Annotated in this window: 10 protein-coding genes; 4 read left to right on the forward strand and 6 right to left on the reverse strand. The window is 72.4% G+C overall.

Going from position 1 to position 13,395, the window contains the following annotated elements:
- Window positions 1-156 precede the first annotated feature (156 nt).
- Complete coding sequence (locus tag OG202_RS44680) at window positions 157-633, reverse strand: iron chaperone (protein WP_326573905.1); 477 nt, start codon at window positions 631-633, stop codon at window positions 157-159.
- A 121-nt stretch (window positions 634-754) separates the two neighbouring features.
- A complete protein-coding gene (locus OG202_RS44685; protein WP_327726381.1) occupies window positions 755-1,228 on the reverse strand; it encodes a pyridoxamine 5'-phosphate oxidase family protein in 474 nt (157 codons plus the stop codon).
- A gap of 238 nt (window positions 1,229-1,466) precedes the next feature.
- Here OG202_RS44685 and OG202_RS44690 point away from each other — a divergent pair, with 238 nt between their 5' ends.
- Together OG202_RS44690 and OG202_RS44695 are read left to right on the forward strand one after the other, a co-directional pair.
- Window positions 1,467-4,808, forward strand: a complete 3,342-nt coding sequence (locus tag OG202_RS44690; RefSeq protein WP_328224586.1) for a LuxR C-terminal-related transcriptional regulator — start codon at window positions 1,467-1,469, stop codon at window positions 4,806-4,808.
- Window positions 4,809-4,877: 69 nt separating this feature from the next.
- Complete coding sequence (locus OG202_RS44695) at window positions 4,878-5,147, forward strand: dihydrofolate reductase family protein (RefSeq protein ID WP_327726379.1); 270 nt, start codon at window positions 4,878-4,880, stop codon at window positions 5,145-5,147.
- Window positions 5,148-5,176: 29 nt separating this feature from the next.
- On the opposite strand, the gene OG202_RS44700 is transcribed toward OG202_RS44695, so the two are convergent.
- The 4 genes from OG202_RS44700 to OG202_RS44715 all read right to left on the reverse strand — a co-directional run bounded on the left by OG202_RS44700 (window position 5,177) and on the right by OG202_RS44715 (window position 9,825).
- Window positions 5,177-6,595, reverse strand: coding sequence for a DEAD/DEAH box helicase (locus OG202_RS44700; RefSeq protein WP_327726378.1), 1,419 nt, complete (start codon window positions 6,593-6,595; stop codon window positions 5,177-5,179).
- 142 nt (window positions 6,596-6,737) lie between these two features.
- Window positions 6,738-7,658, reverse strand: coding sequence for a phosphatase domain-containing protein (locus OG202_RS44705; protein WP_326573895.1), 921 nt, complete (start codon window positions 7,656-7,658; stop codon window positions 6,738-6,740).
- A 2-nt stretch (window positions 7,659-7,660) separates the two neighbouring features.
- Complete coding sequence (locus OG202_RS44710) at window positions 7,661-8,869, reverse strand: RNA ligase (RefSeq protein ID WP_327726377.1); 1,209 nt, start codon at window positions 8,867-8,869, stop codon at window positions 7,661-7,663.
- Between the two features lie 833 nt (window positions 8,870-9,702).
- Entirely contained in the window at window positions 9,703-9,825 is a 123-nt protein-coding gene (locus OG202_RS44715; RefSeq protein ID WP_327726376.1) for a hypothetical protein, read from the reverse strand.
- Between the two features lie 195 nt (window positions 9,826-10,020).
- Between OG202_RS44715 and OG202_RS44720 the strand changes: the two genes are divergently transcribed.
- Together OG202_RS44720 and OG202_RS44725 are read left to right on the forward strand one after the other, a co-directional pair.
- Window positions 10,021-11,475, forward strand: coding sequence for a hypothetical protein (locus tag OG202_RS44720; protein ID WP_327726375.1), 1,455 nt, complete (start codon window positions 10,021-10,023; stop codon window positions 11,473-11,475).
- A 298-nt stretch (window positions 11,476-11,773) separates the two neighbouring features.
- The gene (locus tag OG202_RS44725) at window positions 11,774-13,333 is read left to right on the forward strand and encodes a hypothetical protein (protein ID WP_327726374.1); all 1,560 of its coding nucleotides are present in this window, start codon (window positions 11,774-11,776) and stop codon (window positions 13,331-13,333) included.
- Window positions 13,334-13,395 lie beyond the last annotated feature (62 nt).

Below are 13,395 nucleotides of genomic sequence, written 5' to 3' on the forward strand. Positions count from 1 at the left end.
TGGGAGCGCTCCCATGAGCAGCCTTCCCACGGAACCAGTGAGGCGGATCGCGGTCAAGGGGGTCTGCGGGGGAGGAAGTCGGCCGCTTCCCTGAAGGAAGCGGCCGGTTGGATCCGGGCCGGCGCGGCGTGGCGCGCGCGTGGCGCGGACGCGGTGTCAGCCCGCCGCCTTCCCGATGAGCTCGACGAGCCGTGCCTCCGTGTCGGCGGTCAGCTCCGTCAGGGCGTAGGTCGTGGGCCACAGGGTGCCGTCGTCCAGCCGTGCCTGGTCGCTGAAGCCGAGCGTGGCGTACCTGGTCCTGAACTTCTGCGCGCTCTGGAAGAAGCAGACGACCTTGCCGTTCCTGGCGTACGCGGGCATGCCGTACCAGAGCTTCGGCGACAGGTCCGGCGCGGCGGACCGGACGATCTCGTGCAGCCGCTCGGCGAGGGCACGGTCCGTGTCCGTCATCCCGGCGATCTTCGCGAGCACGTCGCTCTCCCCGTCCGCCTTGGCCGTGCGCGGGCCGCGACGCGCGGACGTCTTCAACTCCTGCGCGTGCTCCTTCATCGCGTCGCGTTCCTCGGCCGTGAACCCGTCGAACTTCTTCTCGGCCGTGCCGCTGCTCCGGGTGGCCTTCCGCGTGTTCGTCATGTCAGGTTTCCTTCCTCGCGCTGTGTGATCGTCGATGTCGTTTCGCCGACTTCGTTCCGGGACGCGTCGACTTCGTTCCGGCGGCGCGTCGGTGCGTTCCGGGGACGCGCCGACGCGATGGTCAGCCGAGCCAGCGGCCGCCGCGCATCAGCTCACGCCCCGTCAACTCGTCGGCCTCGCACCAGGCCTGGACACGGCGCGGGGTGATACGGAACCAGTGGTACGGCGTGACCGACGCACGCGGGTCGAAGCCGGTGCGCGCGGCGAACCGGTCACCCCGGTCCTGCGGCAACGCGTCGATGCCGAGGACCTCCACCTCGCCCTCGATCATGGACACGTCGCGGGTGAGGCCCAGCGCCAGCCGAGCGGTCCGGGTCGCGGCCAGGTTCCGGCCGGTCGGGCTGTCGGCCGGCGTGGCCACCAACAGCGTTCCGCCGTCCCAGTCGAAGGACAGCGGCACCAGATACGGCACCCCGTCCACCGAGGCACTGGCCACCCAGACATCGACGTCATGGGCGAGCCGGCGCTCGGTGTCACGGCGACGCACCGCACGGGGGCGCGGCCCGTCACTCGTCCGGTCGGACGAACCGGTCATGGTCACTCCTAAGTTCCTGAACTCCTGAACTCCTGGGTTCCTGAGTTCCTCGGTTCCTGAGTTCCCGGGGTCCGGGGTCGGGGGTCCGGGGTCGGGGGTCGGGGGCCGCGACCGGTCCGGTGGGTCCGCCGGGTCCGATCGCCGTGGTCACAGGCTCTCCCGGCGGGGCCACGGACCGCCTCCGTGGTGAGCACGGAATCCACCACTGAGACGCCACGGACCAACGGATAATGACCCGGTGTCCAGTCCAGTGATCTCGACCCGGGAAGCCGAAGTGCTGGCGTTGCTCGGGGAGCACCTCAGCAACGCGGAGATCTCCGCGCGGCTGTTCATCTCCGTACGCACCGTCGAGTCACACGTCTCCGCCCTGCTGCGCAAGCTCGACGAACCGGACCGGCGGGCGCTCTCCCGGCGCGCGGCCGAACTCGCCCGCGCCGAGCGGCCACACCTGGCACCCGCCCTCCCCACACCGCTGACCGCGTTCATCGGCCGGGTACGGGAGCGCGCCGAGCTGGCCGAGGCGGTCAAGACACGCCGGCAGGTGACCGCGGTCGGTCCGGGCGGGGTGGGCAAGACCCGGCTCGCGCTGGCGGTGGCGGCCGACGCGGCCGGTGACTTCGCCGACGGGGTGTGGTTCGTCGACCTGGCCCCGGTCACCGACCCGGGACGGGTGGCGGCGGCGATCGCGGCGGCCGTGGGTGTGGGCGAACAACCCGGCCGCGGTATCGACGAGTCGGTGGTGTCCGCCCTGGTCGACCGCCAGGCGCTGCTGGTGCTGGACAACTGCGAGCAGATACGCGACGGGGTCGCGCCGTTCCTGGAACGGCTGCTGCTCGCCTGCCCGAAACTACGGGTCCTCGCGACGAGCCGGGCCCGGATGATGGTGCCGTTCGAGTGGGTGTTCCTCGTTCCGCCGCTCTCCTGGGAGGGCGGAGCCGACTCGGACGCCGTGACCCTGTTCCTGGAACGGGCGGCGGCGGTCGGCCTGCCACCGGAACCAGCCGTACGCGACCGGATCGCGGCCATCTGCGAACGGCTCGACGGCATGGCGCTGGCGATCGAACTCGCGGCGGCACGGTGGCCCACCCTCGGACTGGACGGGCTCACGGCCGGCCTCTCCGACCAGCTGCGGATCCTCGCCGGAGGCCCCCGCGCGGACGACCGGCACCGGTCGGTGCGGGCCGCGCTCGACTGGAGCCACGACCTGCTGGAGCCGCCGGACCGGGCGCTGCTGCGCCGGATCTCGGTGTTCGTGGTTCCCTTCACCGCCGAGGCGGCCACTACCGTGGCCGGGTTCGGCCCGCTCGACGCGGCCGGGGTCGCCGACGGACTCGGCCGGCTCGCCGAGCAGAGCCTGCTCACCGCGACACCGACCGCGACCGGCACCCGCTACCAGGCGCTGGAGACCATCCGCCAGTACGGGACCGAACGGCTCGCCGACGTCGGTGAGCTGGCGGACGTCCGGTCCCGCCACGTCGACTGGTGCCTGGCCGGCGCGACCGCCCTCACCGAGGCCGAGGCCGAGGGCGCGGATTGGCGCGCGCGTTTCGACGCCATGGCCGACGACCTGCGAGCGGCCCTCACCTGGGCCGCCGACCAGCCGGACCAGCGGCCGTCCGCCCACCGCCTCGCCCTCGCCCTGGCCGGACTGGCCTTCACCCGCAACCTGCTGGGCGAGTCCCAGCAGCGATACGAGCAGGCGGCGGCGCTGGCCGGGGGTGCCGGTGGTGCGAGTGGCGGGGGCGGTGCGGGTGGGGCAACTGGGGCCGCTGGGGCTGCCGGCACAGGTCGGGAGACCGTCGAGGTCGTCGGCGCTGTCGGTGAAGTGACCGGTGCTGTCGCCGGAGCCGTGGCGCTGCGGGAGGCCGCCGGGGTGGCCGGCTGTCGGCGGCTCGGCGACGACATGTTCCGCCTGCATCGTGCCGCCGCCGAGGCCGCCCGCCGGGCAGGGGACACCGCCGGCGCGGCTCGCGACCTGGCGGCCGCCGCCACCGTCGCGTACCGCTTCTCCAGCGAGTTCACCCGGCTCCCCGCCGTGGACGAGGTGACCGCCTTGCTCACGACAGCCCGACGACTGTCCGACGCCGTCGCCCTGGCGTCCGAGGAGCGGGCCGATCCGCCGTCCGAGGCGCGGGTTGACCCGTCGGCCGTGGCGCGGGCCCATCCGTCGTCGGACGCGATCGTCGATCCGTCGTCCGACGTGCGGGTCTACCCGTCGGTCGTGGCGCGGGCCGACCCGTCGTCCGACGCGCGGGCCGACCCGTCGTCCGACGTGCCGGCCGACCCGCTGGCCGACGTGCGGGTTGACCTGTCGGTCGTGGCGTGGGCCCATCCGTCGTCCGACGCGCGGGCCGACCGGCTGGCCGACGCGCGGACCGCCCTGCCGCCCCCTGCGTCAACCGAGGCATCGGCCGATCCACCGACCCCTCTCCCGGCCGAACTCCCCGCCGTCCTTCCGGTCGAACCCCCTGCCGTCCTCCCGGCCGACCTGTTCGCCCATCCGCCGACCGACTCGGCTGTCGCCACCGCGGCCGCCCTCGCTCTGGCCGAAGCGGCGGTCGTCGCGGATGCCTTCGGTGCGGTGCAGGGAGACGCGGACAACACCGCGCAGGAGACCGTCAGGTATGCCGAGCGAGCCGTCGACCTCGCTCGGCGGGCGGGCGACCCGGTGGCCGAGTCCGCCGCTCTCGACGCGCTCTCCGGTGCCCGGACCTGGGCCGGCGAGCCCTTCGGCGCGGCGGCCGCGGCCCGGTGTCGTATCGACGTCCTGGCCTCGGTGCCGTGCACCCCCGCCAGCACGCACGAGCGGATGGACGCCCTCGCCATGGCCGCCGGGACGGCCCTCGGCGTGGGTGATCTGCCGCGGGCCCACCGGTGGGGCAGGCAACTCGCCGACCACCCGCTGCTCGCCGAGGTGCAGCACCACGCCCTGTCCTGGCTGCTGGTCGCGGACGCGTTCGCGGGCAACGCCACCGACGTACTCACCGGCAGCGAACGGTTCCTCGACGCCTGGCGGCGGAGCGGCCGGCACCGGTCGTTCTCGCTCGGCCCCGCCGCCGCGTCGGTCGCCATGGTCCACGGTCTGCGGGGCGACCACGCCGCGCGGGCGGCCTGGCTCGCGACCGTCGACGAGGCGGGCACCGCGTCGGAGCACCACCATGGCTACGGCGCCGTCTGCGACGCCATGGTCCTCCTCCACCACGGCGACCCGGACGCGGCCCTGGAACGCGTCGCACCCGAGCCCGAGCAGGTGTGGAAGTGGGTCTCCTGGATCTGGCTGCACTGGTACGCGGGCCTCCGGGCCGAGGCCTCGGTCCTGGCCGGTCACCCGGAAGCCCGCGCCCGGGTCGCCGCCGCCCGGGCCCTGGTCACCGGCAACCCGGTCGCCACCGCCCAACTGGACCGGGCACAGGCGCTCCTGGACGGCGACCTGCCCGGCCAACTCGAGGCCGCCAGGGCGTTCGACGCGGCGGGATGCGCGTACCAGTCGGCCCGCACGCTCCTCCTCGCCGGCGACGGCCACACCGCCGCCGGCTCGGCGGCACTCGCCGCCCTCGGCCTCGCGCCCAGCTCCCGCTGAACGCACCCGGTGACCCCCGATGAGGTGTGGCGCTCCGCCGGGTCCACACCTCACGAGAGCCATCCGTCGGTGCCCTACGTGACCGACGGCATCGAGAGCGCGATGGCACGGGCGAAGGCCGCGGCCGGGGACCTGGACGTACTGGTCCACGGTGCCTACACGGCACGGCAGGCACTGGAGGCCGGAGTGCTCGACGAGGTGGAGATCCACCGGATCCCGGTGCTGTTCGGCACCGGCCGCCGGCTGTTCGACGCCCTGCCCACGCGGACCGAGCTGGAGATCGTCCGAGTGATCGACACCCCGGAGGCCACGCACACCCGCTACCGCGTCCGCCGCTGAGCGGGTCGCTGCGACGGATCCCTCCGGCGTCAGCGGCCCTTGCGTACCCGGGCCGCCGCGCGGGCCTCCGCGGTCCTGCGGGCCTCGGCGGTCTTGCGGGACTCCTTCGCGGGACGTCCCGGACGGGTGCCGAGGCCGCGGAAGGGGGCGTTGCCGCTGCTGGACTTCGTCCCGTTCGGCGGACGCCTCGCCCCGGTGATGGCGGTCAACTGTGCCTCGCCGGAGCGCACTTGGGTGACCGTCGGGCGGATCCCGGCGTCGGACATCATCCGGTTCACGTCGCGCCGCTGGTTGGGGGTGACCAGGGTGACCACCTTCCCGGACTCCCCGGCGCGCGCCGTGCGCCCGCCACGGTGCAGGTAGTCCTTGGCGTCGGCGGGCGGATCGACGTTGACGACGAGGTCGAGCGCGTCGATGTGGATGCCCCGCGCCGCGACGTTCGTGGCCACCAGCACGGTGACCCCACCGTCCTTGAACTGGCCGAGCGTGTGCGTGCGCTGCGGCTGCGACTTCCCGCTGTGCAGGGCGGCGGCCCGTACACCGCTGGTCCGCAGATGGCGTGTGAACTGGTCCACGCCGGCCTTGGTGTCCAGGAACATCAGCACCCGGCCGTCCCGCGCGGCGATCTCGGTCGCCGTCGCGTACTTGTCGGCGGCGTGGATGTTCAGCACATGGTGTTCCATCGTGGTGACCGAGCCCGCGAGCCGGTCGACCGAGGCGTGCACCGGGTCGTGCAGATAGCCGCGCACCAGCTGGTCGACGTCGCGGTCGAGCGTGGCGGAGAACAGCAGCCGCTGCCCGTCGGCGGGGACCTGGTCCAGGATCTCCGAGACCTGCGGCAGGAAGCCCAGGTCGCACATCTGGTCCGCCTCGTCCAGCACCGTGATCCGCACCTGGTTCAGAAGGCAGTCCCGGCGCGACACCAGGTCGGCGAGCCGCCCCGGTGTCGCGACGACCACCTCGGCCCCGGTCCGCAGCAGCGCCTGCTGCTTGTTGATCGACAGCCCGCCGACCACCGTCGCCAGCCGCACCTTCAGCGTCTGCGCGTACGGCTCCAGCGCGTCGCTCACCTGCTGGGCGAGTTCCCGGGTCGGCACCAGGACCAGCGCGAGCGGCCGCTTCGACTCCGCCCGCAGGCCTGCCGTCCGGACGAGCAGCGCGAGCCCGAACGCCAGCGTCTTGCCCGAGCCGGTCCGTGCCCGGCCGAGGACGTCGCGGCCGGCGAGCGCGTTCGGCAGCGTCGCCGCCTGGATCGGGAAGGGCTCCGTCACCCCGAGGTCGGTCAGGGTCCGCAGCAGCTCCGGCGGCAGCCCGAGCGCGTCGAAGGACTCGGCCGGCGGCAGGTCCCGGGACACCGCCTCCGGCGTCGACAGGTCGCCCCGCGGCGCTGTCGCACGCCGGGGGGTGTCGGAGGGGGAGAGCCCGGAGGCCGACGGCTTCGCGTTCATGGGGAACCTTTCCTGGTCTGGCGCCCGGAACGCGCCGGGGCCCGTACCCCTCGGTACGGGCCCCGGCGGTGTCGAAGCGTGACCCCCATTTTACCAGCGGACGCCTACCGGTGGACCGGCCCGCGCACGGGCGGCCCGCCGGCTAGAAGCTGCCGTAGTTGACCTGCCAGGTCGGCAGGCCCATCCGGCGCCACACGGCGACCACCCGGTCGCGGTCGTCGAGGGAGACCCGTACGGCGAACCGGTGGCGTACATGCCGGTCGAACAGCTCGGCCTTCACCACGTCGTCGCGGCGTTGGTCGCCCGCGGCGCGCATCCACAGTTCGTCGTACGGGACCTCGTGCGCACGCAGCCACGCCTCCGTCCGGCCCCGGTGCTCCTCACCGCGGCCGGAGAGCAGGACGACGACATCGCCCTCGGCCTTCCGGAAGGAGCGCAGCGCCCCGCGCACCGACACGTTGAGCAGGTCCTCCTCGCAGCGTGTGAAGTCGTAGGCGCCCCGGTCGCCCCTGAGGGCGAGCGTGCCGTCGATGTCGCACATGACCGCCGAGGGCAGCGCCGGGTCGGCGACGTACGGCTCGACGGCGGGCTCGTCGTTCAGCCACTCCGCGGTGAGCCGCCAGCCGCCCCTGCGGGACTTCGCGTGCTTGTCGGCGAGGATCCGGATGATCTCCTCGCCGACCGGCCGCTCCCGCCCGGCGTCGCGCCGCAGGCACTCCTCCACCGGCACGTCGGTGAAGTCGTGCACGACGAAGGTGGCCAGCCCCGCCACCGCAGCCTTCAGCCGCTTCGGGATGTGCGGCGTCATGTGCGTGTTGTCCACCACGACGTCGAAGCCACCGTCGACGGCCGCCCGCACCGCCGCGTCCTGGATCGCCAGCACGGTCTGCTCGTGCGCGTACGACCGACGCTCGGCCCCCTCGGGCAGCGGCACGTCGAGCATCGTGCGCAGATCGTCCAGGTTGACGCGGCGCATCCGGCCCTCGGACTCCGCCTGCAGCTTGCGCGCAGCGGTCGTCTTCCCCGAAGCGGGCAGGCCCGTCATGACGTGTACCACGGGCACGGTCAGTTCTCCTCGTCGTTCTTGAAGGGGTCGGACGCCTCCGGCCGGGTGGAACGGTATGTCACGAGCTCGGTCGGGCGGCCGTCCAGGCGCAGGAACATGGCGGGGCGCACGGCCGCGTCGGGCAGTTCCCGCACCGCGCGGGCGAAGGCGCCCCGGTCGCCGGCGAGATGCGCGACGGACCGGAACGCCTCGTCGATCGCCCGTTCCCGGTCCTCCACCTGCTTCTCGATGCCCGCGACGACACCGCGAACCCAGGCGTCGAACTCGTCGGGCACCTGCTCCAGCAGCGCGTCCAGCGGCCGGCCTCCGGTCGCGACGATGTCCTCGGCCGAGCAGTTCAGCGCCTGCGCCACCTGCTTGGCGGGCAGCCCCGCGAACCGCTGGATGCCGTGACCGCGCCAGATGTCCCGCTCGGTCACACCGGTGAGCACCTTGTGGAGCCGGACGTACTCGGCGAACTTGGCCTTGGCCCGTACGCCCGAGGCGAAGCGCAGCACGAAGCCCTCCGCGTCGGTGCCCGTGGCCGCCGTTCCGCCGGGCAGCCGGTTGGCGTCCGTCATGGCCAGCAACTCGCCAAGCGGCACCGCCGGCCACACGGTGACGACGGAACCGATGCCGCGCCAGCCGGTCGCGGCCTCGGACAGGGCGACCTCGGTGCCGTCCTGGGCGAACGCGGCCAGCAGCACGATGTCACGACGGTCGCCGTAGTCGACGACGATCCGGTTCTCCGGGTACAGGATCTCGGCCAGGTAGGTCACCCCGGGGACGAGACCGGAGGTGTCCTTCCCGTCGAGCAGCCGCTGCGCCCAGGTGGCCTGCACGCTGACGAACGAACCCTTGGACGCGACCCGCCACCGGCCGGCGTAGTGGAAGACCACCGCCAGACTGCCGTCGACCTTGTCGTACACCTCGAACGGCTCGTCCGGGAGGCTCGGGGCGTACGGCTGACCGGCCTCGTGCTCACCGACGTTGAAGAACTTCGGCAGCGGAAGCGCGACGATCTCACCGGTGCCGTCGTCGGCCACGAGACCGCGGCAGCGCGTGGTCACCCGGTTCCACACCCGCTCGTACTGGCATGTCCTCGTGTACGTGTAGATGGACAGCGGCAGTTCCGGGTGCGGCTTGCGCGTGACGTGCCCCGCTTCGAGCGCCGCCGCCAACTCCTCAGGCGGCAGCAGCTCATGAAGAGTCAGGTAGGCCTGGCTCATGTGTTCCTCCCCTTGCTGGTCCCTGATTGTCACGTGGGGAAGGGCGCTCGCACACCGGATTTTCCGCGGTCCCGGAGAGAGGACGGACAGGTCACAGCCCACGTCGGCCGAGAAGGACACGCGCACCTCACCCGCCGGGGGCCACCGCCCGCGGCACCCGCGCCAGGAGCGACTCGACCTCCGCGCCCCAGCGCGAGCTGATCACCGGGTCGCGCGCCGGGTCGGCCCACAGCAGATGGCTGCCGCCGTTGCCGCGGGCGCAGCGCGGCGGTGGCGGGTGCCGAGGGCCACACCGTGCGGTCGTCGTTGAGCCACCAGGACAGGCCGTAGTTCGGCTTGACCCGGCAGGGCGTCCACAACTCCTCGACCCAGCGCCGCGAGACGACCCGCCGCCCGCCCCACACCCCGCCGCGCAGGCAGAGTCGGCCGATGCGGGCCAGATCGAGGGCACTGATCCACAGGCCGCCACCCCAGTGCGCACCACCGGACACCACGGGCACCCGTACGCCGTCGACCTCGGTCACGGATTCTCTGTCAAATTCACCGTGTTGAAGTGAAGCACCCTCCAGACAGCTCAGTTGACAACTGCGCTTGGGCGTTCGACCAGGATCCGGCCGCGTTGGCTGTTATGGCGGCCAATGCGCTCGCGGTACCCCAGAACCCGGCCCGCTCGTGCACGGCCAGACTGGCGATGTTCGCACCCCCCATCTGGTGCTGTCAGCTGTCTGACCAGGTCCACGTGAGGCACGGCTTCGGTGCGGGAGGCGTGCTTGCGCGACGTGCCGGGGGCCGTGCGCCGCACGGCCCCCGGCGTGGTGTCTGCGCTGTGAGGGCTACGGGGTGAGGTGTTCCAGGAGCCGGGCGACAACGGCCCGGACGGTGCCGGAGACGGCGCCGCGCACTGCGGCAGCGGCCAGGAGCAGGCGCTCGCGGCGGGTCAAGTGGGTGCGGGACATCGGCTTTCTCTCCACGAGGTCATGGTGGGCGGCTGGGTAGCCGGCTGGCTCGCTGTCCACGCTGGACCCCGTACGAAGATCAACTCTGGGTTGCGACAAGCCGTCAACGAGTCCGGAAATTTCCGCTGTTCACGCCATGCCGTAGTCGGGGCGGGGAGAAGATGGTGCGATGAGTGGCGATACGGCGGCGGACGGGTGAGCGTGAAGCGGCCGCGGGTGCTGGGGCGGGCGCGGGTGGGCTGGCCTCGTGCACTGCGGGAGCTGAAAGAGCTGCTGTATGAGGTGTATCTGGCGGCGGACGCTCCCAGCCTGGATGAGATCACCGTGGCCATCGCCACCGATGACGATCTGGCGGGATCGCCGGAGCGGGACACCGTACGCCGCTGCATCAGCGCCCCGTCCCTGCCAGCCAAGCAGGCTGATGCCGTGTCCGTGGCCACCGTGCTGGCCCGCCGTTCGGCGTGGGATGAGCAGGACCTGGCGGCGCGGGTGCGTGATCTGTGGGTCCGGGCCCGGATGGCGCAGGGCGTCGGCCGCCCGATTGGCGAGTTCGATGACCAGCTCATCCTGGCCGACCTGGAAGTCCACGCAGCCCTTGGTACCGGTGACGCCCGCCAACGGTTCGGGGCCCTGCCCACCTACCTCCCACGGGAGCATGACACGCGTTTGGAAACGGTGGTCGCCGCCGCTGCGGAGGCTGGGCGCAGCGGAATCGCGGTGCTGGTCGGTGGCTCGTCCACGGGCAAGACCCGCGCTCTGTGGGAGGCAGTACGCAGCCTGCCGAAGCCCTGGCGGCTGTGGCATCCGATCAGCCCCAGCCGCCCGGATGCGGCCCTGGCCGACCTTGAGGACGTTGCCCCGTACACCGTGGTGTGGCTGAACGAGGCCCAGGACTACCTTGCCGCTGACCCAATCGGGGCACAGGTCGCCGCAGGTCTGCGCAGCCTGCTCCACGACCCGTCACGAGCTCCTGTGCTCGTGCTCGCCACCCTGTGGCCCGAACACTGGAACACCCTCACCAACCGCGCCTCCCCCGATCAGTACGCCCATGCCCGTGAACTCTTGGACGGGCACAAGATTGATGTGCCGGACGCGTTCACCCCCGCCGACCTCGCCGCACTCGCCGGTGTCGGCGGAACCGATCCCCGGCTCACCGAGGCCGCCGAACGTGCCCAGGATGCCCAGGTCACCCAGTACTTGGCCGGAGTTCCCGTCCTGATGGACCGCTACAACACAGCGCAGGGCGCTACCCGGGCCCTGATCCATGCCGCCATGGACGCCCGCCGTCTTGGCGCCGGCCCCTACATCCCGGTGGCCTGGCTGGCCGACGCCGCCCCCGGCTACCTCACCGAGAGCGAATGGAACGCCGCCGACAAGGACTGGCTCACCCAGGCCCTCGACTACGTCACCCAGGAATGCAACGGCATCCCCGGCATCCTCACCCCCGCCAAGACCACCACCCGCAATCAACGCAACCACCGCCCGGCCACCACGACACCTCTCTTCCCCCGTCCGTCCAGGGCACTCAGGGGCCCCACTATCTGCTGGCCGACTACCTCGACCAGCACGGCCGCGGCCACCGCGCCGACCAGATCCCGCCCGTCGACTTCTGGATCGCAGCCGCCCATCACGCCCACCCCACCGACCTGAGCACCCTCGGTATCGCCGCCTGGAACCGCGGCTTGTACCGCGACGCCGCCCAACTCCTGAAGAAGGCCACCGCTCACGGCGGCGACCCCTACGTGGCGCGCACCCTTGTCAGTAAATTCTCACGACTGCATCTCACTGATCGCCGACCCGCCGAGTGGACTGTGACCCAGTGGCTCTTGACGCCCCCAGCGCTGTGGCGGATCTGCTGGGTGGGCTGAGCGAGGTCGGGGCGAAGGAGCAGGTTGCCGCTCTGGCCGCTCGGGCCGCCTCCCACGTGGCTCTTGACGACCCCAGGGCCGTGGCCGTGCTGCTGGGCGGGCTGAGGAAGGTTGGGGCGGAGGAGCAGGTTGCCGCCTTGCTGGCCCGAGACCCCGCCGCCCATGTCGCTCTTGACGCCCCCAGCGCTGTGGCGGATCTGCTGGGTGGGCTGAGCGAGGTCGGGGCGGAGGAGCAGGTTGCCGCTCTGGCCGCTCGGGCCGCCACCTTCAGCGACCCCAGTGCCGTGGCTGACTTCGTGGGCAATCTGCACTGGGGAGTGTCGCTTAGGCAAGGGACCAATTGGATCACTGGGGCCGCAGCCTTCGGTGCCTTCGACGACCCCTGGGTCGTGACCGCGCTGCTGCGTAGGCTGCACTGGCCCGGAGCGGATGAGCAAAAGGCTGCCCTATTGGCCGGCGGCCCCGCCTCCCACGTCGCGCTTGACGACCCCAGGGCTGTGGCCGAGCTGCTGCACTGGTTGCGCTGGGTCGGAGCGAAGGAACAGGTCGCCCTTCTCGCTGCCCGGGCCGCTACCTACGTCGCTCTTGACGACCCCAGCGCTGTGGCGGATCTGTTGGGCGAGCTGAGCAGCCTCGGGGCGGAGGAGCAGGTTGCCGCTCTGGCCGCTCGGGCCGCCTCCCACGTGGCTCTTGACGACTCCAGGGCGGTGGCCGTGCTGCTGCGCGGGCTGCACCAGTTCGGGGCGCAGGCGCAGATTGCCGCCTTGGCTGCGCGGGCTGCCGCCCACGTGGCTCTTGACGACTCCAGGGCGGTGGCCGTGCTGCTGCGCGGGCTGCACCAGCTCGGGGCGCAGGCGCAGATTGCCGCTCTGGCCGCTCGGGCCGCCTCCCACGTGGCTCTTGACGACCCCAGCGCTGTGGCCGTGCTGCTGCGCGGGCTGAGTGGGATCCGGGCGAAGGCGCAGGTTGCCGCGTTGCTGGACCGCGACCCCGCCTCCCACGTGGCTCTTGACGACCCCAGCGCTGTGGCCGTGCTGCTGCGCGGGCTGAGTGGGATCCGGGCGAAGGCGCAGGTTGCCGCGTTGCTGGACCGCGACCCCGCCGCCCACGTGGCCCTCGACGACCCCAGGGCGGTGACCGCCCTGCTGCACGGGCTGCGCGGGGCCCGGGCGAAGGCGCAGATTGCCGCCCTGGCTGCGCGGGCTGCCGCCCACGTGGCTCTTTACGACACCAAGGCGGTGATCGCGCTGCTGCACAGGCTGCGCGAGATCGGAGCGGAAGAGCAGGCGGCCACTCTGACTGTCCGGGTCGCCGCTCAAGTTGCCCTTGACGACCCCACGGCGGTTACCGCGCTGCTGCGCGAGCTGCATTCGTCCGGGACGGAGGAGCAGGCCGCTACTCTGGCCGCACGGGCCGCCTCCCACGTGGCCCTTGACGACCCCAGCAGGGTGGCTGGCTTGCTGGACGAACTTCGCCGGGCCGGGGAGATCGAGCAGATCAGCGTCCTCGTCTCCCGGCTTTCTGCCGCAGGGCACTTCGAAGAATTCATCGAGCTCTGCGGTAGCTCGGAACAGTTTCGGCTCGGGCGTGAGCCCGACGGGAGCATCGCCCCTTCGTGGACGTGGGACGACCTTGAGTGATGACGCCGGGGGAGGCGTATGCCGGTAAGGCCGTCGTCGGCCAGCAACGCCTGGGAGCCTCG

Source organism: Streptomyces sp. NBC_00310 (assembly GCF_036208085.1).
Lineage (GTDB): Bacteria > Actinomycetota > Actinomycetes > Streptomycetales > Streptomycetaceae > Streptomyces.